The sequence below is a fragment of the Metabacillus arenae genome (genome assembly GCF_014773385.1).
In the GTDB taxonomy this organism is placed as follows: domain Bacteria; phylum Bacillota; class Bacilli; order Bacillales; family Bacillaceae; genus Metabacillus_D; species Metabacillus_D arenae.
In genome coordinates, this window is the sequence record NZ_JACXAI010000014.1 from 1 (window position 1) to 23,319 (window position 23,319).

At 38.4% G+C, this 23,319-nt stretch carries 20 protein-coding genes and 2 pseudogenes; 15 read left to right on the forward strand and 7 right to left on the reverse strand.

Features of this window, described 5'->3' with window-relative positions; all coding sequences use genetic code 11:
* The coding region (locus tag IC621_RS11620; protein WP_191158480.1) for a LysR family transcriptional regulator at window positions 1-111 on the reverse strand (111 nt) is incomplete at its 3' end.
* A 194-nt stretch (window positions 112-305) separates the two neighbouring features.
* Here IC621_RS11620 and IC621_RS11625 point away from each other — a divergent pair.
* The 7 genes from IC621_RS11625 to IC621_RS11660 all read left to right on the forward strand — a co-directional run bounded on the left by IC621_RS11625 (window position 306) and on the right by IC621_RS11660 (window position 6,930).
* Window positions 306-1,433: an alpha/beta hydrolase gene (locus tag IC621_RS11625; RefSeq protein ID WP_191158481.1), complete on the forward strand. Its 1,128-nt coding sequence runs from the start codon at window positions 306-308 to the stop codon at window positions 1,431-1,433.
* A gap of 324 nt (window positions 1,434-1,757) precedes the next feature.
* Window positions 1,758-2,507: a cytochrome P460 family protein gene (locus IC621_RS11630; protein WP_191158482.1), complete on the forward strand. Its 750-nt coding sequence runs from the start codon at window positions 1,758-1,760 to the stop codon at window positions 2,505-2,507.
* 84 nt (window positions 2,508-2,591) lie between these two features.
* A complete protein-coding gene (locus IC621_RS11635) occupies window positions 2,592-3,278 on the forward strand; it encodes a DUF4405 domain-containing protein (RefSeq protein WP_191158483.1) in 687 nt (228 codons plus the stop codon).
* Between the two features lie 353 nt (window positions 3,279-3,631).
* Window positions 3,632-4,378 (forward strand): SDR family oxidoreductase, encoded by a 747-nt coding sequence (locus IC621_RS11645; RefSeq protein WP_191158484.1) that lies wholly within the window; start codon window positions 3,632-3,634, stop codon window positions 4,376-4,378.
* A gap of 158 nt (window positions 4,379-4,536) precedes the next feature.
* Entirely contained in the window at window positions 4,537-5,076 is a 540-nt protein-coding gene (locus IC621_RS11650; RefSeq protein WP_191158485.1) for a cyclophilin-like fold protein, read from the forward strand.
* A gap of 109 nt (window positions 5,077-5,185) precedes the next feature.
* Entirely contained in the window at window positions 5,186-6,265 is a 1,080-nt protein-coding gene (locus tag IC621_RS11655; RefSeq protein ID WP_191158486.1) for a PQQ-dependent sugar dehydrogenase, read from the forward strand.
* Window positions 6,266-6,306: 41 nt separating this feature from the next.
* Window positions 6,307-6,930: an MFS transporter gene (locus tag IC621_RS11660; RefSeq protein ID WP_224752482.1), complete on the forward strand. Its 624-nt coding sequence runs from the start codon at window positions 6,307-6,309 to the stop codon at window positions 6,928-6,930.
* A 210-nt stretch (window positions 6,931-7,140) separates the two neighbouring features.
* Here IC621_RS11660 and IC621_RS11665 read toward each other — a convergent pair whose 3' ends face one another.
* Both IC621_RS11665 and IC621_RS11670 read right to left on the reverse strand, forming a co-directional pair.
* Window positions 7,141-7,887, reverse strand: coding sequence for an SDR family oxidoreductase (locus tag IC621_RS11665; protein WP_191158487.1), 747 nt, complete (start codon window positions 7,885-7,887; stop codon window positions 7,141-7,143).
* A 208-nt stretch (window positions 7,888-8,095) separates the two neighbouring features.
* Window positions 8,096-9,040 (reverse strand): alpha/beta hydrolase, encoded by a 945-nt coding sequence (locus IC621_RS11670; RefSeq protein WP_191158488.1) that lies wholly within the window; start codon window positions 9,038-9,040, stop codon window positions 8,096-8,098.
* Between the two features lie 522 nt (window positions 9,041-9,562).
* Here IC621_RS11670 and IC621_RS11675 point away from each other — a divergent pair.
* The 4 genes and pseudogenes from IC621_RS11675 (at window position 9,563) to IC621_RS27180 (ending at window position 12,400) form a co-directional block, all read left to right on the forward strand.
* Entirely contained in the window at window positions 9,563-9,973 is a 411-nt protein-coding gene (locus IC621_RS11675) for a MerR family transcriptional regulator (protein ID WP_191158605.1), read from the forward strand.
* Window positions 9,974-10,589: 616 nt separating this feature from the next.
* A pseudogene (locus IC621_RS11680) lies at window positions 10,590-10,889 on the forward strand (MFS transporter); the annotation flags it as partial.
* 24 nt (window positions 10,890-10,913) lie between these two features.
* Window positions 10,914-11,621, forward strand: coding sequence for an SDR family oxidoreductase (locus tag IC621_RS11685; RefSeq protein WP_191158490.1), 708 nt, complete (start codon window positions 10,914-10,916; stop codon window positions 11,619-11,621).
* A gap of 695 nt (window positions 11,622-12,316) precedes the next feature.
* Complete coding sequence (locus IC621_RS27180; protein ID WP_224752490.1) at window positions 12,317-12,400, forward strand: putative holin-like toxin; 84 nt, start codon at window positions 12,317-12,319, stop codon at window positions 12,398-12,400.
* 630 nt (window positions 12,401-13,030) lie between these two features.
* On the opposite strand, the gene rnjA is transcribed toward IC621_RS27180, so the two are convergent.
* Window positions 13,031-14,698 (reverse strand): ribonuclease J1, encoded by a 1,668-nt coding sequence (gene rnjA / locus IC621_RS11690; RefSeq protein ID WP_191158491.1) that lies wholly within the window; start codon window positions 14,696-14,698, stop codon window positions 13,031-13,033.
* Window positions 14,699-14,704: 6 nt separating this feature from the next.
* A complete protein-coding gene (locus tag IC621_RS11695) occupies window positions 14,705-14,914 on the reverse strand; it encodes a DNA-dependent RNA polymerase subunit epsilon (RefSeq protein WP_191158492.1) in 210 nt (69 codons plus the stop codon).
* Window positions 14,915-16,452: 1,538 nt separating this feature from the next.
* On the opposite strand from IC621_RS11695, the gene IC621_RS11700 reads away from it, so the two are divergent.
* Window positions 16,453-17,226: a Cof-type HAD-IIB family hydrolase gene (locus IC621_RS11700; protein WP_191158493.1), complete on the forward strand. Its 774-nt coding sequence runs from the start codon at window positions 16,453-16,455 to the stop codon at window positions 17,224-17,226.
* Between the two features lie 254 nt (window positions 17,227-17,480).
* On the opposite strand, the gene def is transcribed toward IC621_RS11700, so the two are convergent.
* Both def and IC621_RS27005 read right to left on the reverse strand, forming a co-directional pair.
* Complete coding sequence (gene def / locus IC621_RS11705) at window positions 17,481-18,035, reverse strand: peptide deformylase (RefSeq protein ID WP_191158494.1); 555 nt, start codon at window positions 18,033-18,035, stop codon at window positions 17,481-17,483.
* Between the two features lie 920 nt (window positions 18,036-18,955).
* Window positions 18,956-19,039: pseudogene (locus tag IC621_RS27005) on the reverse strand (YjcZ family sporulation protein); the annotation flags it as partial.
* Between the two features lie 437 nt (window positions 19,040-19,476).
* Between IC621_RS27005 and IC621_RS11715 the strand changes: the two are divergent.
* The 3 genes from IC621_RS11715 (at window position 19,477) to IC621_RS11725 (ending at window position 23,262) form a co-directional block, all read left to right on the forward strand.
* Window positions 19,477-20,157, forward strand: coding sequence for a YkyA family protein (locus IC621_RS11715; protein ID WP_318153033.1), 681 nt, complete (start codon window positions 19,477-19,479; stop codon window positions 20,155-20,157).
* Window positions 20,158-21,165: 1,008 nt separating this feature from the next.
* A complete protein-coding gene (pdhA, locus tag IC621_RS11720; protein ID WP_191158496.1) occupies window positions 21,166-22,281 on the forward strand; it encodes a pyruvate dehydrogenase (acetyl-transferring) E1 component subunit alpha in 1,116 nt (371 codons plus the stop codon).
* Between the two features lie 3 nt (window positions 22,282-22,284).
* The gene (locus tag IC621_RS11725) at window positions 22,285-23,262 is read left to right on the forward strand and encodes an alpha-ketoacid dehydrogenase subunit beta (RefSeq protein ID WP_191158497.1); all 978 of its coding nucleotides are present in this window, start codon (window positions 22,285-22,287) and stop codon (window positions 23,260-23,262) included.
* Window positions 23,263-23,319 lie beyond the last annotated feature (57 nt).

The window sequence follows — 23,319 nt, forward strand, 5'->3', positions numbered from 1 at the left end:
TTTTAATTGTCTGGACAAGGTTGGCTGTGTCACATGCAAAACTTCAGCGGCAGCCGTCATGCTTCCTTCTCTTGCAACCGTAAGAAAATATCGCAATACTCTAAATTCCATATAACACTCCTCCTTTAACATGTTTTAGTATATATGTTTCAGATATGCTCATCAAGCATATCTTGATATAACATATAAGTAATAGGATATATACAAAAAACACGCTAGAATAAATAACAAAGGATTTTATATGATGGCTTATACCACAGAAGAAAATCCTTAAATATCCGAATTTGAAAGGGTGATATTTTAAAATGAAGAAAAAATCTACTAACAAGCTTGTACTCACAGTGATAGCAGTGGGCTTGCTTTTATCCGCGGCAACCTTTGCATCCACGACCGGCGTTGGCGCAGCATCCACGACCGGCGTTGACACTGCATCCGCGGCCGAAGTTGCATACAAGCCGGACATGTCCAATGGAGCAGACAACTTTTACAAGAGCAACAAGGTAAGGAAGAAGAAGGTTGAGTTTAAAAATCAATACAACATGAAAGTGGCAGGGAATCTTTTTATTCCCAAAGGTTTGAAGAAGAACACTAAAAATCCTGCGATCATTGTCGGTCATCCTATGGGCGCAGTAAAAGAACAAAGTTCGAATCTGTATGCACAAAAAATGGCTGAAAAGGGATTCGTTACGTTGTCCTTGGATTTGTCTTTCTGGGGAGAGAGTGAGGGTCAGCCTCGCAACGCTGTTTCGCCGGATATTTATGCCGAGGATTTCAGTGCTGCGGTGGATTTCCTAGGCACCCGGTCGTTTGTTGACAAGGAACGGATCGGTGTTCTCGGGATTTGTGGCAGCGGGAGCTTTGTCATTAGCGCAGCTAAGATTGATCCGCGCCTGAAAGCCGTTGCGACAGTCAGCATGTACGACATGGGTGCTGCTAACCGTAACGGGCTTAAACACTCGCAGACTCTCGAGCAAAGAAAGAAGATTCTCGAAGAGGCAGCCGAGCAACGCTATGTGGAGTTCAAAGGCGGTAAAACCAAATACACTAGCGGGACCGTACATGAACTAAATGAAAACTCTACTGCCATTGAGCGTGAGTTTTATGACTTCTACCGTACTTCGAGAGGTGAATACACGCCTAAAGGTTCGTCGCCAGAACTTACAACACACCCGACGCTAACCAGCAACGTCAAATTCATGAATTTTTACCCATTCGAAGACATAGAGACGATTTCTCCTCGTCCGATGCTTTTCATCACGGGTGAAAACGCTCATTCTAGAGAGTTCAGCGAAGACGCCTACAAGCGGGCGGGCGAAGAGAAGGAACTCTATATTGTTCCAGGCGCAGGTCATGTGGATCTGTACGATAGAACGGAACTTATCCCTTTTGAAAAACTTGAATCTTTCTTTAAAGAAAATCTGAAGAAAAAATAAGGCTTGTGTTAAAGTGCATAGAGAGCTTTGCGTGCCAATGGTACTTTGAGTGAAACCCCGGTGTGAATCCCGCATATCTTGTCGGGGTTCACACTTTTTTTGTCTGAATTGAATTCCATATGCTATGTAGATTTGAAGGGTGTAGTTAATAATCACCTTGTTCTGGAGTTTTTATGCTTTACCGAATAGAGAAGAAGTCAGTCTGAAAGTAATTACCTTACCATCTAAAGATAACGATATTCAACTTGGATTACTGGTTGGATAGAAGTCAAGTCACGATGAATTTACAAGATAATAAAATGAAACTTGGAGGAGGAAAACGGGATGAAAAAACGATTATTTCATTCATTTGCGTTGATGCTAGCCCTCAGCCTTACTGCTTGCAACAACAATGATACTGGTACAAAGGACAGTTCTCAACAAGAAGAGAATTCCTCTGGGGCTAAGTCCGGGGAATACGCTGAGATTGGATCTGGGGCGAACCTTGTTAAATTCCCTGAAGACCTTGAAAAGGGGATTGTGTTTGCCACTTACGATCGAGGAAATATTCATGAAGACATCTATGTAAATAATAGGGAAGCAATTGAAGCAGTGCAGAACGGAGAGGAGATTCCGAGCGGCACCGTTATCACTCTCGTAGGATATGAGGATGGAGAGCTGGACCAATATTTAGTGATGGAAAAGCGTACGGGATGGGGTTCCCAGTACTCGCCTGAAGAACGTAATGGGGAATGGGAATACCAGGCATTTACTCCTGATAAAGAAGTGAGGCCGGATAATATTGGCCGTTGCTTTTCCTGCCACGCAAATCAGGAAAGAGATGACTATATGAATTCGATGGATCAGATGAAAGAGTTTGATTTGGGAGAGATTTCACAATCAAAAAACAGCAGTTCAGAAACCCCAATCGCAGCTATCCCTACAGAGCATTGGAAGGTTAGTGAAATATCTGCTCATGTGAATGATTCTAAGGATATAAATAAAGAAGAAAGTCATTTAAAAGAGGATGAGGAAAAAGCAAATAAAATTCAGGACGTTCTTTTGAAGATGTATTTACAGCAATATAAAAGCTAATGAATGTGTTGCTATTAAAGGATACTTGATGTTCACCATGGAAAAACAAAGCAGTGATTCATTAAATAGAAAGAGGAGAATACTTTGAATCGAAAGATGTTATTCAAGCTGGTAAATGACCTTGTTATGACAGTTCTCATGCTCATAGCAATGGCTTACTATATTACCGGAAATATGATCCATGAAGTCGTTGGAGTTGTGGTGCTTGTATTATTTATTGTCCATAACTTTTTAAATCGACGTTGGTATAAAGCGATTTTAAAGGGAAAACATACTGTACGGCGCATTTTACAAATAGGAATCAATCTACTTTTTCTTGTAACAATGTCTATGATGATGATAAGTGCTGTCCTGATTTCAAGTGATTTATTTCCCTATATTCCTATAAATAACGACATGGCGCTGCGGCAATTACATGTTCAAACTGCCTATTGGGGATTTATCATTATGGCAGTCCATATAGGATTTTCCTGGGGTACGATTATCAATTCTATACGTAGGATGACAGGAATCACCGGCACTAGTCGTATTCGCACGATTGGGTTGCGTATTTTGGCGGTTTTAATTGTTGCCTACGGGGTCCATTCTTCCTTCGAGGCAGAAATGGGTTCTAAGCTATTCATTTACAACCCATTTGGGTGGTTCAATGATGATTCCACTATAAAGTTTTTAATTGACCACCTATCGATCATGGGAATCTATATTGCAGGAACACATTATGCTTTGAAATTTATTCAGAGCCAGGAGAAAAAAGTAGTTCAAAAAAACTGAAATAACTTTAAAAGTGAAGGATATTAATTGAATTTTTGGATTGGGTTTTCAGGCATCCGTTCAATAAGAGCCTTTTTAATGGCTTCTTGGCTTTTGGTTATTCTTCTATACACTTTTGACATTGTTTGGTCTCCAAACTTTTCTTAAGATAATCAACAATTTTGATTGAGATGTTTAATAATCAACGAACTGCGCTAACTTGACCATTGTATGCAAGCTGGTTTTATTTATAATTATAAACACGTGTTGATTAATCAATTAATGATGTTTTTTTGTTGAGCGAAGTCAATATCCACCATTATAGTTAGCAAAAGAATTGTTTTCAATACAAATAAGAAAGGAAGTTATTCATTATGTCTGCTATTCAAGATAAGGTTGTTATTATTATGGGTGCATCAAGTGGGATTGGTGAAGCAACTGCCAAGAAACTTGCACAAGAAGGAGCGAAATTAGTCATTGCGGCTCGCCGTGAAGATCGTCTGAAATCTCTTGTTGAATCATTGCCAAATGCTGAAGTGTCATACGCTGTGGCAGATGTCTCGAATAAAGAAGAAGTTCAAGCCGTTGTCGATTTAGCAGCCCGAAAATATGGTCGTGTAGATGTTCTCTTCAACAATGCTGGTGTGATGCCAACTGCACCGCTTTCAGAAAAACGCTTTGATGAATGGAGACAAATGTTAGACATCAATATCATGGGTGTTTTGAATGGGATTGCTGCTGTATTACCTATTATGAAGCAACAACAGTCTGGTCACATTATTTCAACTGATTCCGTAGCTGGACATGCTGTTTATCCAGGGTCTGCTGTATACTGTGGGACTAAGTTTGCAGTTAGAGCGATTATGGAGGGATTGCGCCAGGAAGAAAGGGAAAATAATATTCGGTCAACTATTGTTTCACCAGGTGCTGTAAGTACTGAACTTTATACAACAATTAATACTCCTGAAGATCGAGAATGGGTAAAGAATCTTATGGATACAGGAGAAGGTTTTTCTTTGAAATCAAGCGATATTGCAGATGCAGTAGCTTATGCGATTAGCACACCTGAAACTGTTGCTGTAAGTGAAATCCTGATTCGGCCAACTAAGCAAGTTATTTAATAAATGTCACAATTAACAAATTGATTCTTCTTTGACAATGGTTGTAAAATCTTTCATTTTAAAAAAATTCTCATCGTCTTGAGTCATTTTAAACAATAGTAAATTGGTGGTAATCTTTGTATATGTAATTTATATGCAAATACACTAGGAGTATTTTAATGAAGAAGACCGTTCAACTGATACTGTTATCACTCATAGTATCTTCAATGTTTTTAACGGCTTGCAATAGCAGGACCAATGAAGAAAACACAAGCAGCGAAGAAAATTCCGCTGACGAATCAAACAACGGGGATAGACAAGATTCTACACTTGATAATGAAGGGGCAGATGCTATGGAAGATACAAGTATAAAATTAACATTTAACAACGAAGAAGTCATTGTCAACATGTATGATAATCCAACAAGTAGAGATTTTTTAGCTCAATTGCCGTTAACGATAACATTAGAAGATTATGTAGGTAAAGAGAAAATTAGTATTTTACAAAAAAGATTATCGACAGATAATGTGCAATCCGGAAACCAACCAAAAAAAGGAGACTTTGCTTATTATTCTCCTTGGGGAAATTTGGCTATTTTTTATAAAGGTTTAGCGGATGCCACAAATGATCTTATTATACTAGGTAAGATTGAATCAGGAAAAGAAAACTTTGAAAGTATTCAGGGTGATTTTACAGTTACAATTGAAAAAATGGATTAAATGTAGTGCTGCTTTTCATTCAAGACTCCAATCCAAATCTCTTCAAAAGAAACTGTATTCCTTGTTGATTAGTTCTGAAATGATTTACAAAAGATAGAGGTGAGTGAAGTTGAAAAAATTTTTAGCCATATTTTTGCTGGCAATACCTTTAATTGCGGGCTGTTCTGAGAATGAACAACAAACTACAGGAAATGTACGGGAAAATTCTGTAGATGAGCCAAAAAATCAAAGATACGAAGTACTAGCAGAAAATCTTGAGGCTCCTTGGTCGATAGAAAAACATGAAAAAACCTTCTATTTGACAGAAAGACCGGGAACGATTGTAAAAATAGAAAATGGAAAAATTGACAGGCAAAGCGTAGAACTCAAGAAAGAACTTTCGACAGTTTCAGAGGAGGGGCAAATGGGTTTTGTGCTCGCTCCTGACTTCCAGGAATCGAATCTTGCATATGCTTATTATACTTTTGAAGACAGCTCCGGACAATTTAACCGTATTGTAACACTCCGTTTGGAGGATAACGTTTGGAAAGAAGAGAGCTTACTGCTCGATAAAATTCCAGGGAATTCCTGGCATGATGGAGGAAGACTTAAAATTGGACCTGATGGAAAACTTTATGCAACTGCCGGTGATGCATATGACAGGGATTTAGCTCAAGACACTACTTCATTAGGTGGAAAAATTCTAAGAATCAATCTTGATGGATCGATTCCAAATGATAATCCGTTTCCTAATTCCTACGTCTATAGTTATGGTCATCGAAATCCTCAAGGGATTACTTGGTCATCTGATGAAACGCTATATGCTGGGGAACACGGTAACGATGCAAATGATGAAATAAATAGAATAGAAGCCGGTCAAAATTATGGCTGGCCGATTATCGAAGGCCATGAGGAACAAGAAGGGATGGTTTCACCGCAATTCACTTCTGGAGAAGAAACTTGGGCGCCGTCTGGAATGGACTATTATAATGAAAAGTTGTATGTTGCTGCACTAAGAGGGTCTGCAGTTTTAGAATTTGACCTTGAAACAGGCGAATACCGTGAAGTTATAACCGGACTTGGCCGAATTCGAGATGTGCTGATTGAAGATGACTCTCTTTATTTCATTAGCAATAACACAGATGGTCGTGGTACTCCCGAGGAGAATGACGATAAGCTATACAGAGTTTCACTTTCAGAATTAAATTAAATACAACGGCATCTTTAATTCAAGCGAGCCTAACTGCCAGTTTGTTAGGGTTAAGTCTGGGGCAGCTCGTTGCAGGTCCTTTAAGCGATGTTCATGGCAGGCGTAAGCCTTTGCTGATTTCGATGCTGTTCTATTTTGTCATTTCTATAGCATGTGCGTTTTCGCCAAACATCAGTATGTTTATTGTTTTGCGCTTCATTCAAGGATTTGTCGCTTCCGCAGGGCTTGTTATTTCTCGCGCGATTGTTCGTGATCGCTACAGTGGAGTAGAAATGGTCAAATTCATGGCACTGTTGACGATGATTAGTAATGTCGCTCCATTGATTTCCCCTACTGCCGGAAGTGCGGTGACTACGTTCACTTCATGGATCGGTGTGTTTATTTTTCTAGGTTTTTTAGGGCTTATTTTAACAGGCATAACCACATGGGGAATAAAAGAAAGCTTACATGCTGAGCAGCGTGTTCCCAGCAATTTCAGGGAAGTATTAAGAAACTACGGTTCCTTGCTTCGAGATCGGAGCTTTATGGGGTATGCGCTTGTCAATGGCATATTGTTCATATCATCAATGCTTCCTTCTAGATCAGTGCTGTTTGAACTCCTTGTTCCGCAAACTTTGCCAATTGCTCTTCCATGCGAATCACGACAATGGGTTATGCTGACATGATTCTTGTAGCTTTCCCACAAGGCGTTGACCAATTTGTCCATTTGCTCCTATGACAAGTACGTTCATGATTATATCCCTTTTCTCTACTTAATATAAGTAGAGAAACCCCGTCTCTTAACTCTAAGAGACAGGATTTCTTATTAGTAGTTTTATGCTTGTTTTGTAGGATAAATTGATCAAAATGGATTCACCATTTGTTAAGGGTGAAAATTACCAAGGTTGACTTGTTGGTCCAATTGTAAACTCATTAACGTTCGTATCTTCTGGCTGTTCAATCGCGAATGCCACAACATTGGCAACTCGATCAGATGTAATTCCGTATTGTTCGTATACCGCAGTCATACCTTCTGAAGTATTCTTATCCGTAATCGTATCCAACAATTCCGTGTTGATCGCTGCTGGATAAATCGTTGCTGTGCGGATGTTCGTACCTTCTTGGGCAGATTCCATACGTAACACTTCCATTAAATTACGAACAGCCCACTTTGTTGCGCCATAAACCGCACCGCCTGGGTAAGCTTTAAGCCCAGCTACTGATGAAGTAGTGATGATATGTCCAGACTTTTGCGATGTAAATGTTGGCAATACTGCAGCGATACCATTCAATACACCTTTAATATTGACGTCAACCATGCTGTTCCACTCGTCAGTTTTTAATTCAGAAAGTGGTGAATTAGGCATAATTCCAGCGTTCAAGAAGATTACATCGACACCACCAAAAGTGTCTTTAGCTAGTTGAACAAGTTGCTGACTATCCTCTGGATTAACAACATCTGTGACGCGATAAGTAGCTTGTCCACCAGCTTTTTGAATTTCCTCAGTCAATGCTTTTAATTTGTCTTCGCGACGAGCGCCTAAAACAATTTTAGCACCTTTACTGGCCAATAATTTTGCAGTTGCTTCACCAATTCCAGATGAAGCTCCAGTGATTATAACTACTTTGTTTTCAATTGTCATTTCGTTTTTTCATCCTTTCAAACTTTATTTCGTTATGTTAATCCTTAGAGCTAGCTTTAAGGAAAATGTTTTGAGTAAAAATTTTGTACGATTTAAGTGTTCCCTAAGAAATATTTTACCATTCTTAGGAAGTAAGCCCTCTACGTTATCATCTTTTAACGTTGATCTTTTCCACTTACAAATCTTTACGCTTACTTTGAAGCGATTGTTAATTCAAATTCTCGGTAAAGAATGCTTCCAACTTGTCGAATGGAATCACATCCGTCTTGTCGTATAAATCAACGTGTCCTGCATTTGGAACGATGTACAGCTCTTTTGGTTCTGCCGCCAATTCGTAAGCATCTTCACTAAAGTACCGTGAGTGAGCATGCTCCCCCATAATGAATAAAAGCGGTCTCGGTGAAATTGATTTAATATACGTAAGCAGAGGGAAGTTCATAAATGACATGCTGCTTGTCATGGTAAATTGAGTAATGGAGTTTGGGTGGTACCCTCGAGGCGTAGAATAGAACTCGCCAAACTCGCGACCGATAGAGTCTGTATTTTCATCAAATCCAATAGGTGCTCCTCGATCGGTCAGCGCTGGCGGGTTGCCCTCAAACTCTGCGTAGCGTTGCTCGGCAATGGCATCGAGTATGGCGTCGCGATCTTCTTCAGTTAACGAGTCCTTAAAGCCGTTGGCTTGCGCACGGGATATATCGTACATGCTGACCATGGCTACGGCCTTGATACGTCTATCCACCTGCGCTGCGCTGATCGCAAAACCACCGCTACCACACATACCAATGGCACCAATTTGGTTTCTATCTACAAATGGACGCGTACCTACATAATCAACGGCTGCACTGAAATCTTCTACGAATAGATCAGGCGAAGAAAGGTGCCGTGGCTCTCCACCACTGTATCCGTTGTAGGATGGGTCAAATGCAAGAGCCACAAAACCACGCTCTGCCATGTTTTGAGCATAAATACCCGAACCCTGCTCTTTAACACCACCATAGGGTGCCCCTATAATAACGGCTGCGTGTTTCTTTGACTCATCAAAGTCTTTTGGCAGGTAGAGGTCTGCCGCAATTTTGATTCCAAATCTGTTGTTGTATGAAACTGATTTCCTTGTTACCTTATCGCTTAACTTAAAAATATAGTTTGGCATATTAAATAACATCCTTTCATGTTAAAAAAATTAAGATTGATATAGAATTTATTAATGACACAACTCACATTGTACTGATATCCATCACGAATCCATACTTCACGTCCTAATCGACAGCTCATGCTTTAGCCGTTATCCTAAGAAACCTCCTATCATTTATATTTTTCAAGAGAATGCGCTTGTATCGGATATAAATGAATTAGTAAGATTACAATTCCCTTTCATTCATTGTTATCCTGACTTCTTCTCTTGCAAAACCATGTTAAATGTTATAGTTAACTCTAAGTCAAGTAGTTATTTTATATTTTTTCAAAGGTGCGTGCCGATACAGGTTTCACATCTTCTATCCAAATAGCCTGCAGCTAGCTGCATTCGTTTTTTAAAGTACGTATATTTCGTTGAACAGAACCAATTTCTATTTTCCCTATACATTGAATTTGACATTTAACAAATACAATGATAGGTTTGTTAAAAATTTATAGTTAACTCTAACTATAAATATCTAAAAAGAGGAGATAAATGATGAAGACATATTCTATTAGCGAAGTGGCAAAAGAATTAAATCTTACACCATATGCCTTGCGTTACTACGACAAGGAGGGACTTATGCCTTTTGTAGAACGGAGACCCAACGGAACACGATTGTTTAAAGAATCCGATATCAATGCCTTAAAAATAATTGAATGCCTGAAAGCCACTGGGATGCCTATTAAGGAAATTAAAGCTTTTATTGATTGGTGTTCTGATGGGGATTCTACGTTGCAACAAAGATATGCCATGTTTATGGAAAGAAAAGCTAATGTAGAGGCCCAAATGGAAGAACTAAAAAAAACAATGGAAGTCATCGAGCATAAATGCTGGTATTACAAGACTGCATTGGATGCCGGAACGGAAGACATTCATAAAAACGATAAAATAGCAAAATTTAATTAACAGAGAGCCACCTGTCCTTCATAACTGTTGCTTTGAAAGACAGATGGCTCTATTTGTTTGGATCATTTTCTATCTCTGGTCTCTCATAACCATGTTGGTTTGTTCAATTAAATTCCTAAACCTTTGCTTATTAATTCAACAAAAAAAGGTGAGTATGAAGGAAAATTTACTCATTCTCATCATATAGCATTCATATAATTGGAGATTTTATATTTCTTGCTTAGTTGGCCGAAATATCATTTCACTCACTGACCCGATAACAGCAGTATCATTTTCCCCTTCCTTCTGAAACAACCATTCCATGATTGCCCTAACCCCAAACATAGTATCATCATATAAAGCCCCAACATGTCCACTACGGAGTCAGTCATCATAAGGTTTACCATTCAATATCCCCCTTATGACTAACTCAAAACGACTTTACAACATAGAGATCGTGTTAACGATTAGTCAAGTTAGTAGATTGGTTTCCCTTTTTTCTAAACCTTTCTCTTGCGTTAGAGTTAACTATAACTTTTATACTTACTTATGTAATTGAGGCAAATTATAATTTCAGGAGGTAATCACCATGTCTGATAATAAAGCTTGGTGCATAACTGTACTCGGTAATGAAACGGTTGCGATAATTTGGGGAATATTGGCTGGAGGGATAATGGCAAATATTAATCAATATTTGATTGCGTCTTCAGCTCCCGAAGCGCCTGATTTCGCCAATGGCTTATTTATATCAGCCTGTAACGTAGGAACAACAATAGGTGCAGCTGTAGGCGGGTTATTTATATCACAAATGGGTACACAATACGTCGTATTGGTGGGAATCTTATCATTGATAATAGGTTTACTAACAATTTTACTAAGAAATTATATGTATAATCCTACAAAACAACTTTCTAAATCTGTTCTAGCCCAAGATTAGTAGCCATAAAATGGAGGAATTAAAATGTCAAAGGATATAAAAGTTGCACTTGTCACTGGCGGAAATAGAGGAATTGGATATGAGTTGGTTAAACAATTAGCTTTGAAGGGTTTTAAGGTGATATTGGGAAGTCGGGATCCAGAGAAGGGTCATAAAGCGATACAACAACTTAGGGAGTCAAATCTGGACGTTTCGTTTGTGTCGATAGAGGTAGATAATCAAGAAAGCATCCGTCAAGCTGCGGATACAATAAATGAGAATTTTGGAAAATTAGAGGTATTGATTAATAATGCTGGCGTGTATCTGGATGAGAATAAAAAGTTAGTGGCTATGAACCCTTCTATTCTGGAGAAAACAATGGCAACCAATTTCTTTGGAGTTTTCCATGTGATTCGTTCCTTTATTCCCCTCATGGAAAAACAAGGCTATGGGAGAATTATTAATGTTTCCTCAGAATATGGGGCGATAAGCGAGTTGTCACATCCAGGAGTAGGAGCTTATAAGTTGTCTAAATTTGCCCTTAATGGATTGACACGATTGCTAGCTGCGGAATTCCATGGTGATATCAAAATAAATGCAGTCGATCCAGGATGGGTGAGCTCAGATATGGGTGGACCATCTGCTCCAAGAACGCCAAAGCAAGCAGCTGAGTCTATCCTTTGGTTAGCGACGATTGGACCTGAAGGACCTAATGGGGGGTTTTTTAATGATGGAAAACCAATCGATTGGTAACATTACAGTTTATAATATAAACCCAGCTTATTGTTTAAAATTAATTACAGAAAAAATACCAATTTTCCAAAATAGAAAGATTGGCTTTTTCTATAATTTTGTGAAGGAATGTACTTACAGCTGCCAGTAAAGGAGAAAATACCAGTATAAACATAAAATGGGTTATAGGCTGGAACTAAAAGTATGCCTTTGACCCATTTTTACATGTATCTCGGCTGAACCCCTAGAACAGCCAAAGTCGTGCATAGAAAAGGGAAAGTCGTTCATAGAGAGGAGAACCTCGAGCATAGACTGACGAAACTCGTGTATAGAGAGGGAGGTCGTGCATAGAAGAGGGAAAGTCGTGCATAGAGAGGAGAAACTTGAGCTTGAGCATAGACCGACAAACCTCGTGCGTAGAGAGGGAAGTTGTGCATAGAAGAGGGAAAGTCGTTCATAAAGAGGAAAAACTGGTGACCACACTAACCAAACTGCGCCTATCGAAAAGTGACCGAATATAGACAGAAGAGAGAAATCATCTAATTAATTAAATGCTCGTCTTATGCTTTCTAAATTTTCTGTTACTTTTTTCCCGTTTTTCAATACGAACGTTTGTTCTTGTCGTGAACGTGCTATAATATAAACAAGCTATTATTCGTTCTTTAAGGGTGGTCGGCTAACCCCTAATTCCTCTATAGAGAGGGGGTGATGCCTTAATGACAGTATTCGAGAGTTTAACGTTTGCGATTTCTTTCGCGACACTCATTATCGCAGTCCTGTCATTTAACGATAAAAAATAGACCTCCCTTAACCGCAAAGTGAGGGAGAGGTCTATTCTCTAATTGGCCGATCCCCATAGGGAACGAACGATATGCCTGGCCGTAAGTGTTGCAGCACTTACGGTCTTTTTAGTTTTTGTTTACTTAATGCATCTTATGTTTATTTATCTTTATCATACCACAATTCATAAATGAAAAAACAACTAATCCTAAACTTTTAAGCCTTAATTAAAAATTGAGAGGTAGGTCATGATCCATCTGGCAGATTAAAAAATGGCTTTTCACACTATTTTTCCTAATTTTCACATTCGTGATGCGGCGGGTAAGCATAAATTCTTTTTTGGTTAACTAAACTAAAAATTTTCTTCTTAGAGGGACTGATTGTCTCTATTTTTACGCCCTTCTTTTTAAAATATTCGACAAACTTGTTAAGAGATGACTTATTATTTTGAATGGCAAGCACACCCTTTCATCCACGATATATGTATAAAAAAATTAATTTACACCTTGTGACTGAACGGTCAGTTATAAAATAATTATACGGTAAAAAGATTCTCTTATCAAGTTACCCAAATAAAAACTTGTAAAACCTTAAGATTGAAGCAGAAAAGGACTTGCCCTCTCAAAGCAGAGGACAAGTCCTTATGGTCATTATACTTCCATGATGATTGGTAAGATCATCGGACGGCGTTTCGTTTTTTCGTATAGGAATGGAGCAAGTGTATCCGTAATCTCATTTTTGATTTCGGACCATTGACTTGTACGTCGTTCCATTACCTTGTTTAAATGCTTCGTAATTAAATCCTGTGCGTCATTAATAAGATCACCTGATTCTCTCATGTAAACAAAGCCGCGAGAAATAATATCAGGTCCTGCTGAAATTTTAAATTCCTTCATATTAATGCTTACGACTACGATAACAAGACCTTCTTCTGATAAAATGCGGCGGTCCCGTAGAACAATATTTCCGATATCCCCAATGCCGCTTCCATCAATATATACTGAACCAGAAGGGATTTTCCCTGTTACAGATGCTTCATCAGAACTTAGTGCCAAGACTTCGCCATTGTCCATAATAAAGCAATTTTCTTCCGGGATTCCGCAATCAATACCTAGTTTAGAATGCATAATTTGCATTCTGAATTCACCATGTATCGGCATGAAAAATTTAGGTTTCATTAAGCGGAGCATCAATTTTTGTTCTTGTTGTCCGCCGTGACCCGATGTATGGATATCACTTAATGGCCCATGAATAACATCTGCACCAGCCCGATACAATTGATTAATGGTTTTGCTGACACTTAGTGTGTTTCCAGGAATTGGTGAAGAAGAAAAGACAACAGTATCCCCAGGAATAATCTGGATTTGACGGTGGGTACCATTTGCAATCCGAGATAATGCTGCCATCGGCTCACCTTGACTGCCCGTACACAAGATCGTAATTCTGTTAGCCGGCAGCTTGTTAATCTCATTTGCTTCAATGAAGGTATCCTTCGGAGCTGTAATATACCCAAGTTCAAGACCGATTCTAATAGCAGCTTCCATGCTTCTACCAAAAACAGCAATTTTTCTTCCATTTATGACGGCTGATTCCGTTACTTGCTGCAGACGATGAATATTTGAGGCAAATGTAGCAAAAATAATTCTTCCATCTACTTTTCTAAAAATGTCATTTATACTTTCTCCTACTCGTCTTTCTGACATCGTAAAATCCGGAATTTCACTGTTTGTACTGTCAGAAAGCAAACAAAGGACTCCTTCTTTACCGATCTCGGCCATCTTTGTTAAGTTAGCAGGCTCTCCTACAGGAGTAAAATCAAATTTAAAATCCCCGGTATGTACGACATTACCTGGTGGAGTCTTTACAACAACACCATAGGAATCAGGAATACTGTGGGTCGTTCTAAAGAAAGATACAGATGTTTTTCTAAATTTAATAATATCTTCTTCTTGGATATCGATTAATTTCGTTTGCCGTAATAAACCGTGCTCTTCTAATTTGTTTCTTAGCAATCCAAGTGCTAATTTTCCCCCATAAATCGGAATGTTTACTTGCCTTAACAAGTAAGGAATTCCGCCTATATGGTCTTCATGACCGTGCGTAATAAATAAACCTTTGATCTTTTCTTCATTTTTGACTAAATAGGTATAGTCAGGGATCACGTAGTCAATTCCCAGAAGTTCATCCTCAGGGAATTTAATCCCAGCATCTATGAGAATAATCTCATCTTGGAATTGAACCCCATACGTGTTTTTGCCGATTTCTCCAAGACCGCCTAGCGCAAAAACGGCAACTTGATCATTTTTTACAAATTTCATCTGTTATCATAACTCCAATACTTTATAGTTTTCTTTTTGTTTTTCATATTCAAGAAAAGAGCCCGTAACCCGCTCAACAAATTCAATGTTATAGTTGTGCGATTTTAGCTTTAAACGAACATCCTTTTCTGATTCCGCTTCAATAAATAACGCATTCGTTTTTTCACGAACCGGTACTTCGTCAGCTTTCTCTTGATAAAATACCTTAAAAATCATTACCAAATCTCTCCTTAGCTTCCGTATGTTAGACTAACTTTTTCTATTATATTCGAAATTACCATTTAAGCCAAGAGGGACAAGCTTAAGCGTTTTCCTGTTATGAGCCTGTTCCGGTTTTATCCCACTCTCTTAACGGGCAGAAAAACCCTCAAATTCAGCAGAAGCAATTAAGGTAAGTTGGGGAACTGCCCGCAGGTGTCCGGGAAAAGGAATACAGACTAAAAAGCGCCACGTCCGTGGCAACGTCTGTATGACTCACATCTTGCTGGCCTCATCTAATAACCATCAGTAGGGGATTAATGAACAAAGGCTGAATTTCCCGGGCGTCCTGTCTCAGGGGCTTCTACTTCTTCAGCATATGCATCAAAACCCCAACTGATAGAAAAGATTCTCTTTATTTTAGGCTGTTTTGTAAACTCCATTGCTTATTAGAAAAACGAGAGGTGCTAGACAGCCCTTCGGATACAAGCATTCGGGCGATTTGACCCTGCGACCTCAGACGGGCTGGGCGCTGCAGCTGACCAACAAGAAAAAGCGGAAGCGCCTTGCTCAGCCTAGGGCGAGCACTCGGGCGAGCTTCAAAGAAAGGCGTTTTTCCCTTTCTTTGAAGATTGGCTTGTGACCTCAGAAGGGCTAGGCGTCGCATCTGGACAACAACAACATTCTACAACACAATAACACTTTAATCATTTTAACTTTCTTTCCCTATAAAGAAAAGCGAAGCACCTTTCATTGCTTAGAGCAGTACAAAGAGAGCCTCATTTTAATGCTGGGCTTGCTCTTTTAAGAGGATCATGGCTTGTTAATTTTAAAAATCATGCTATGTGTTTGAGTAGGACCACCAAAAGTAACAAAGAAATCACAGGATGGATTTTAATATCCCGCCAAATAGAGAGTTTTTAAATGAGACTAAAAGCAACCGGCGCTTGACCGATTGCTTTTTAAAAGTAACAGCAACGTCTTAGAATAAAGTTTTATTATACGATTAATATTAAGCGATTGATTTTCTTGTTACAAGGTGTTTCCACTGGTTTTTTAGACGTTTTCTAAGTTTTCTTAGCACCAATTTTCATCTCCTTTTTTAATCTTTTAAGAAAAAGGGTTCCGCTCCTTTATTCATTATTAGTATGTATATTTTTTTGTTTTTCTTTCAATGGAGAAGGTGGTAAGAAATGGAGAAAAGAATTGACAATTGCTAAAATTTTAGATAATTTATGGATATCTTTAATAGACAGCAAACAATGGAACATAAATTGGTGGATTATTTTGATGGATTCCGCTAGAGGGAGGCAATGGATCTTATTAGCTGGAATGTGGTGATTTGATGGCAGTAAAGAGTTTGCATCATTGATTGCTGATTTCGTTCTGCTTTTAGTGATGTCTATTGGTTGCTTCATAAGAAAATATCCGCTAACATGATTGTTGGGTTAATCTTAATGTAAACTTGTATATATATGTTCTATTTAAAATCAAAACAATAAAAAGATGAAGATAAAAGCCGCAGCTTGATTTCATCATAGAGGAGTCTGATTTAAATGAAAGAGAAAGTGATATTTTTTGATATAGATGGAACGTTGTATGACTATAATAAAGAAATTCCAGCATCAACAAGAGAGACGATTGAACAATTAAAAGATGCAGGGCATCATGTAGCAATCGCAACTGGCAGGGCCCCATTTATGTTCGCTGATTTAAGAGAGAGTCTTGGGATAAAATCTTTTGTTTCCTTTAATGGCCAATATGTGGTCTTCGAAGGGAAAGTGATTTATCGTAATCCTTTAAAAAAAGAAACACTTGATCAATTATTAAATTATGCAAATGACTCAAGGCATCCACTTGTTTTTATGAACCATGAAACAATGATGGCTAGTGTTGAAGATCACCCATATATTCATGAAAGTGTTGGAAGCCTAAAATTCAAACATCCGCAATATGACCCTGATTTCTTTAGAACAAATGAAATTTATCAAACATTGCTTTTTTGTCAGGATGGAGAAGAAAATCAGTACAGAAAATACAAAGACTTAAATTTTATTAGATGGCATAAATTTTCCACAGATATTTTGCCAACCGGAGGGTCTAAGGCAGAAGGAATTAAAAGGCTTGTTGAAAGATTAGATTTCACACGTGAAGATATCATTGCTTTTGGGGACGAGCTTAATGATTTGGAGATGATTCAATACGTCGGAACAGGCGTGGCAATGGGAAATGCCAATCCAAAATTAAAGGAAGTAGCAGATTTTGTTACAACCCCAGTTGACCAAGACGGGATCGCAAATGGCGTTAGAAAGCTTGGGTTATTAAAATAAGTACGGAAAAGCTTAAAGCGTTTTTTATAGGTGCACTCATAATTTTTGATCATGAGAAAAGAGGCTGTTTATTAGCAGCCTCTTTTCTATTGGTATTAGAAATATCGTTGCTGTTAGGTTTTTTCCCCTCAACACCTTATGCCACAAAATTCTTAGAAGATAGGGAATACCAGCCCTCAGTGTGCAGGAGACCAAGAGCGCTATTTCGTGGTTTTCAGGCTGAACTCAATTAGGGACTAGAGGATTCTTTTGATTTATCTTTCAATTGCTTTCGCATTTTCAGGGATTTTAAATGGATCATTTTCATCAATATGATCGTAAAACATCACACCGTTCAGGTGATCTATTTCATGCTGAAATACAATGGCAGGTAATCCGCGCAGACGAATATCAATTTGTTCTCCTTCTAATGTTAAGCCTTTAACCCGAACTCTTGCATAACGAGGAACATATCCAGGTACAGAGCGATCTACTGATAAACAACCTTCACCGCTTGTTAAGTAACTCTTTTCAACTGAATGACTGACAATCTTAGGATTAAACAGGGCGTAGCTATGAAGTTCACCTTTTTCATCTGTCACATGAATGGCAATCATTCTTTTCGAAACATTTATTTGTGGGGCTGCTAACCCAATACCAGGGCGCAGATCATATTTCTCCGCAATTTCAGGGTTTTGACTATTTTTAACAAATTCAATCATTTTCGTTAATGTTTCCTCATCTTCTTTTGAAGGAGGCATCTTGACACCCTCTGCTACCTCTCTTAAAATTGGGTGCCCTTCTCTAATAACATCTTTCATTGTTAGCATACTATCACTCCTTATCAGCAAAGCACATATAGTCATTATATAAAAAGGAACGAAAAACGGAAAGGGTCTACACTTATCTCCCCCATTCCATCCAATAAAAACTCGGAACAGATGGGAGTTCATTATACTTTTATGTATCTGATTTGAGATAAATGAATAAAGATTATGGCGTAAAGAGCAAGACAATTCACTCCTGGAACTCCAAAAACATAGCCAAAGCCAAATATTGCGAATAGATCGCGGATCCGCGCATAAAAGGTAGGATTTCGCTCATAGACCCAAGAAAATCGCTCATAGCCAAGCCAGAATCGCGCATGGATGATGTATTCGCGCAAAGAGAGGAGGATTTCGCTCATAGACCCAAGAAAATCGCTCATAGCCAAGCCAGAATCGCGCATAGATGATGTATTCGCGCAAAGAGAGGAGGATTTCGCTCATAGACCCAAGAAAATCGCTCATAGAACCTGATGAATCGCGCATAGCCAATCCAGAATCGCGCATAGATGATGTATTCGCGCAAAGAGAGAAGGATTTCGCTCATAGAACCAAGAAAATCGCTCATAGAACCTGATGAATCGCGCATAGCTAATCTAGAATCGCGCATAGATGATGTATTCGCGCAAAGAGAGAAGGATTTCGCTCATAGAACCAAGAAAATCGCTCATAGAACCTGATGAATCGCGCATAGCTAATCTAGAATCGCGCATAGATGATGTATTCGCGCAAAGAGAGAAGGATTTTGCTCTATCGTATTGAAAGCAAACGTGTAAAGGTTTTTAGTAATTAATCAGAACCAGGCAATTTAATAAAGTACATATCATACACCATAAATAAAGCCTGGCCCCTTTTAATATACTCGTTATTCATCGATGGTTCCTTTTAAATGGCAATTAATAGCCGAATTCATAATCCTTGCTGCATTAGCAGCCTAAATATGCTGCTCCTACAATAATAAGCAAAATGAATAAAACAACTATTAACGCAAAAGTGCGTCCATAACCTCCACCATAACCATATGAAGGATAGCAACCGTAACCGCCGTAACCGTACATTGAAGATGACCTCCTTTTAAAATACGCTCTTTTGCAGACAGAGCGTCTAGTATAAGATATGATCTTAATAAAAGAGTGTATAGTCAAACGCCCAAATATTTGAATTTTTTCTAATGAAAAGGACTAATTTTTGGACAGTTTCATATGTATAATAGAGCTATTTTTGATAGGCGTGTTTCTGTGCATCGCCCTCAAAATTAACAGGGTTTACTGCCAGGGGCCGAGTATACATTTGCGGAGGATGTGGGAAAGCTGGCGTGTCCTTCTCAGACATCTGTATCCTCTCTAAAAGGTTTACCCGATATCAGTGAAAATACTTACTTAAAACGTATTGTAAAATGAAGTGGGAAAATTTATAGTAGATAGTGTGAAAGTAAGGGGGAAATTGTGTGCTTTTAATAAAGAAAAAAGTGTCTGCTCTTTGGGCAGCATTATTGTTTACTACTGTTTTGCTAACAGGGTGTATTGGAGCATCTCCAGAAGAAAACATTTACAATACGCTTGAAAAAGTTGTCTCATTGGAAGATACGTTTACACAGCAGCAAAAACCTATAAATGAATTGGAAAAGCAAGAAAGTGACCTTTACAATGAAATCATAGGTCTTGGAATGAAAGAGTATGACAAAATCGTCAGTTTGTCAGATGAGGCGATAAAGCTTGTAGAGGAACGTGAAGAACACATTGAGAAAGAAAAAGAAAGCATAAACAGTGCTAAGAAAGAATTTAAAACTGTGAATGAAGAGATAGAAAAATTAAACGATGAGAAACTTAAAACGCAGGCAGCTGAGCTTCAGAAAGTTATGTCCGAGAGATATTCCACATATGAAAATCTATATAATACATATAAGGATGCTATTGCACTTGATAAAAAGCTGTACACCATGCTTAAACAAGAGGATTTACAATTAGAAGAATTAGAAAAGCATATTACAGAAATCAATAAAAGCTATGAAAAAGTGTTAGAAGAAAGTGAGAAATTTAATTCACTAACTGAGGAATATAACCAATCAAAAAAAGAATTTTATAAAGCTGCTGATATTCAAGTAGCACAATCTGAAAAAAAGAGCTGATTTGTCAGCTCTTTTTTTCATTTTAGGAATATTTTTCTTACTTTTTTTGGTTAATCAACACCCCTGTTACAAGAAAGTTTAATTTGATTAAAGGATCACCGCATAAAAGATAGATAGTAAGAAAGGATAAAATTTTTCCTGCCACAGCCCTTAACTGTGGTATTTTTCATGGATGGAAACAAATATTTATAAACGAAATTTTTTGATGAACACTGTGAGATTATTGAGAACTGGACACCAAATTCTTTGACCTGGCTCGCAAACGTAAAAATTGCTCAAATCTCCGAGCATGGAGGAAGAGCTTAGATTAGTCGGATCATAGCTTTTATTCGAGAAACGTTCAATCCTGGCTCAATTAAAAAAGGACCTGGTAGTTTTTCCGTTGTTATTAACTAGCTTTTCACCGCCTTCAGCCGCTAAAGTGGGTGTTGTATGAATAATGCGATACTCTGATCTGTTCTTATAATACTAGTACAGTTTGTATCTGTGTATTAAAACAGTTGTGAAGTTTGTTAAAAATTGGTTTGTTGTCTATTACCTAATTTCTACAACTGTAATATAAACAAAGACATTGACGGATAGAAAACAGTTGTTGTAAACTTAATGTTGATAAACTTGATTGTATTAATTTAATTAAAAATTTAATTAATACAGTTTAGTTCAACGAGTATACAACCCCATTTTTACATAAACGTTTTAGGGCGTAATGGTTAGTGGTAAACAGTTAATAAAGTACTACGTGTCATCCTTAATGTTTTGGGGTAACCTAATGCTGTATGTCTTAGGGATCATCTTTAATAAGGCTGTTTTCGTAAATTTAGTTGCGATTGAAACATAATCACCGTGAGAACTTTTGTCTCTTTGAGGTAAGAGGCGGTATGTGAGAGTTGAAGATATCTGCAACAAAATGATTGCATTTATTTAATTTTCAATGATACTTCAACAGCAACATTTTTTGATTAGAGCCTTAAATAATAACAGCTAAATTGAAAGGAAGAGGTGACTTAGATGGCTGCTAAAACTAAAAAAGCTATAGTAGATAGCAAAAAGCAATTTGATGCCATTGCTAAGCAATTCGAAACATTACAAATTCTTAATGAAAAAGGCGAAGTTGTAAATGAAGCGGCGATGCCTGACTTATCGGATGATCAATTAAAAGAATTAATGACTCGAATGGTTTACACTCGAGTACTAGATCAACGTTCTATTTCTTTAAATAGACAAGGCCGTCTTGGGTTCTATGCTCCAACTGCAGGGCAGGAAGCTTCTCAGCTTGCTTCTCAATATGCATTAGAAAAAGAAGACTATATCCTGCCTGGTTACCGTGATGTACCTCAATTGATTTGGCACGGCTTACCGTTATACCAAGCTTTCTTATTCTCTCGCGGACATTTCCATGGAAACCAAATGCCTGAGGATCTAAATGCTTTATCTCCACAAATCATTATTGGGGCTCAATATGTGCAAACAGCTGGAGTAGCTTTAGGAATCAAAAAACGCGGCAAAAAGACAGTTGCGATTACTTATACTGGAGACGGCGGAGCTTCACAAGGGGATTTCTATGAAGGAATTAACTTCGCTGGTGCATACAAAGCTCCGGCTATTTTCGTTGTCCAAAATAACCGTTATGCCATCTCAACTCCTGTTGAAAAGCAGTCAGCTGCTCAAACAATTGCTCAAAAAGCAGCTGCGGCGGGAATCGTTGGTATTCAAGTAGACGGTATGGATCCATTGGCTGTATATGCGGCGACTCATGAAGCCCGCGAGCGTGCTGTTAATGGCGAAGGTCCGACATTAATTGAAATGCTAACGTTCCGTTATGGTCCTCACACCATGGCAGGCGATGATCCAACCCGTTACCGTACAAAAGAAACAGAAACAGAGTGGGAAGAAAAAGATCCGCTTGTGCGTTTCCGTAAATACTTAGAAGATAAAGGTCTTTGGAACGAAGAGGAAGAAACTAAAGTAATTGAGCAAGCGAAAGAAGATATTAAAGAAGCGATTAAAAAAGCGGATGACTATCCAAAACAAAAGGTAACCGACTTAATAGAAAATATGTATGAAGAGCTGCCGGTAAACCTTAAAGAACAATATGAAATTTACAAAGCGAAGGAGTCGAAGTAGGCCATGGCGCAAATGACTATGATACAAGCGATCACTGATGCGTTACGCACTGAACTAAAAAACGATGAAAACGTCTTAGTATTTGGAGAAGACGTTGGGGTCAATGGCGGCGTATTCCGTGCGACTGAAGGATTACAAAAAGAATTCGGTGAAGACCGTGTTTTCGATACTCCTCTTGCTGAATCTGGAATTGGCGGTTTAGCGGTCGGATTAGCTTTAGAAGGCTTTCGTCCTGTTCCTGAGATTCAATTTTTCGGCTTCGTATATGAGGTAATGGATTCTATTTCTGGTCAATTGGCTCGTATGCGTTACCGTTCCGGAGGCCGCTGGACTTCACCTGTTACCATTCGTTCTCCATTTGGCGGAGGGGTACATACACCAGAATTGCATGCTGACAGTTTGGAAGGCTTAATGGCCCAGCAGCCTGGATTAAAAGTTGTTATCCCTTCTACTCCTTATGATGCTAAAGGACTTTTAATTTCTGCCATTCGCGATAACGATCCGGTTATTTTCTTAGAGCACATGAAATTATATCGTTCATTCCGTCAGGAAGTTCCTGAAGAAGAGTACACAATCGAGCTTGGCAAAGCAGAAGTGAAGCGTGAAGGAAAAGACTTGACAATTATTTCTTATGGAGCAATGGTTCATGAATCGTTAAAAGCGGCTGATGAATTGGAAAAAGATGGCGTTTCTGCAGAAGTAATAGATTTACGTACTGTTCAGCCGCTCGACATTGAAACAATCATTGCCTCTGTTGAAAAGACGGGCCGGGCAATTGTTGTACAAGAAGCTCAAAAACAAGCTGGTGTCGCAGCTAATGTTGTCGCTGAAATCAATGACCGTGCCATCTTAAGCTTGGAAGCACCAGTATTGCGTGTTACAGCACCTGACACTGTTTTTGCATTCTCTCAAGCGGAAGGTGTATGGCTTCCAAACTTTAAAGATGTATTGGAAACAGCTAAAAAAGTAATGAACTTCTAATATAAATTACTCGGAGAGAAATCGATAGTCTGATTTCTTATTTTAAAGACTTACTAC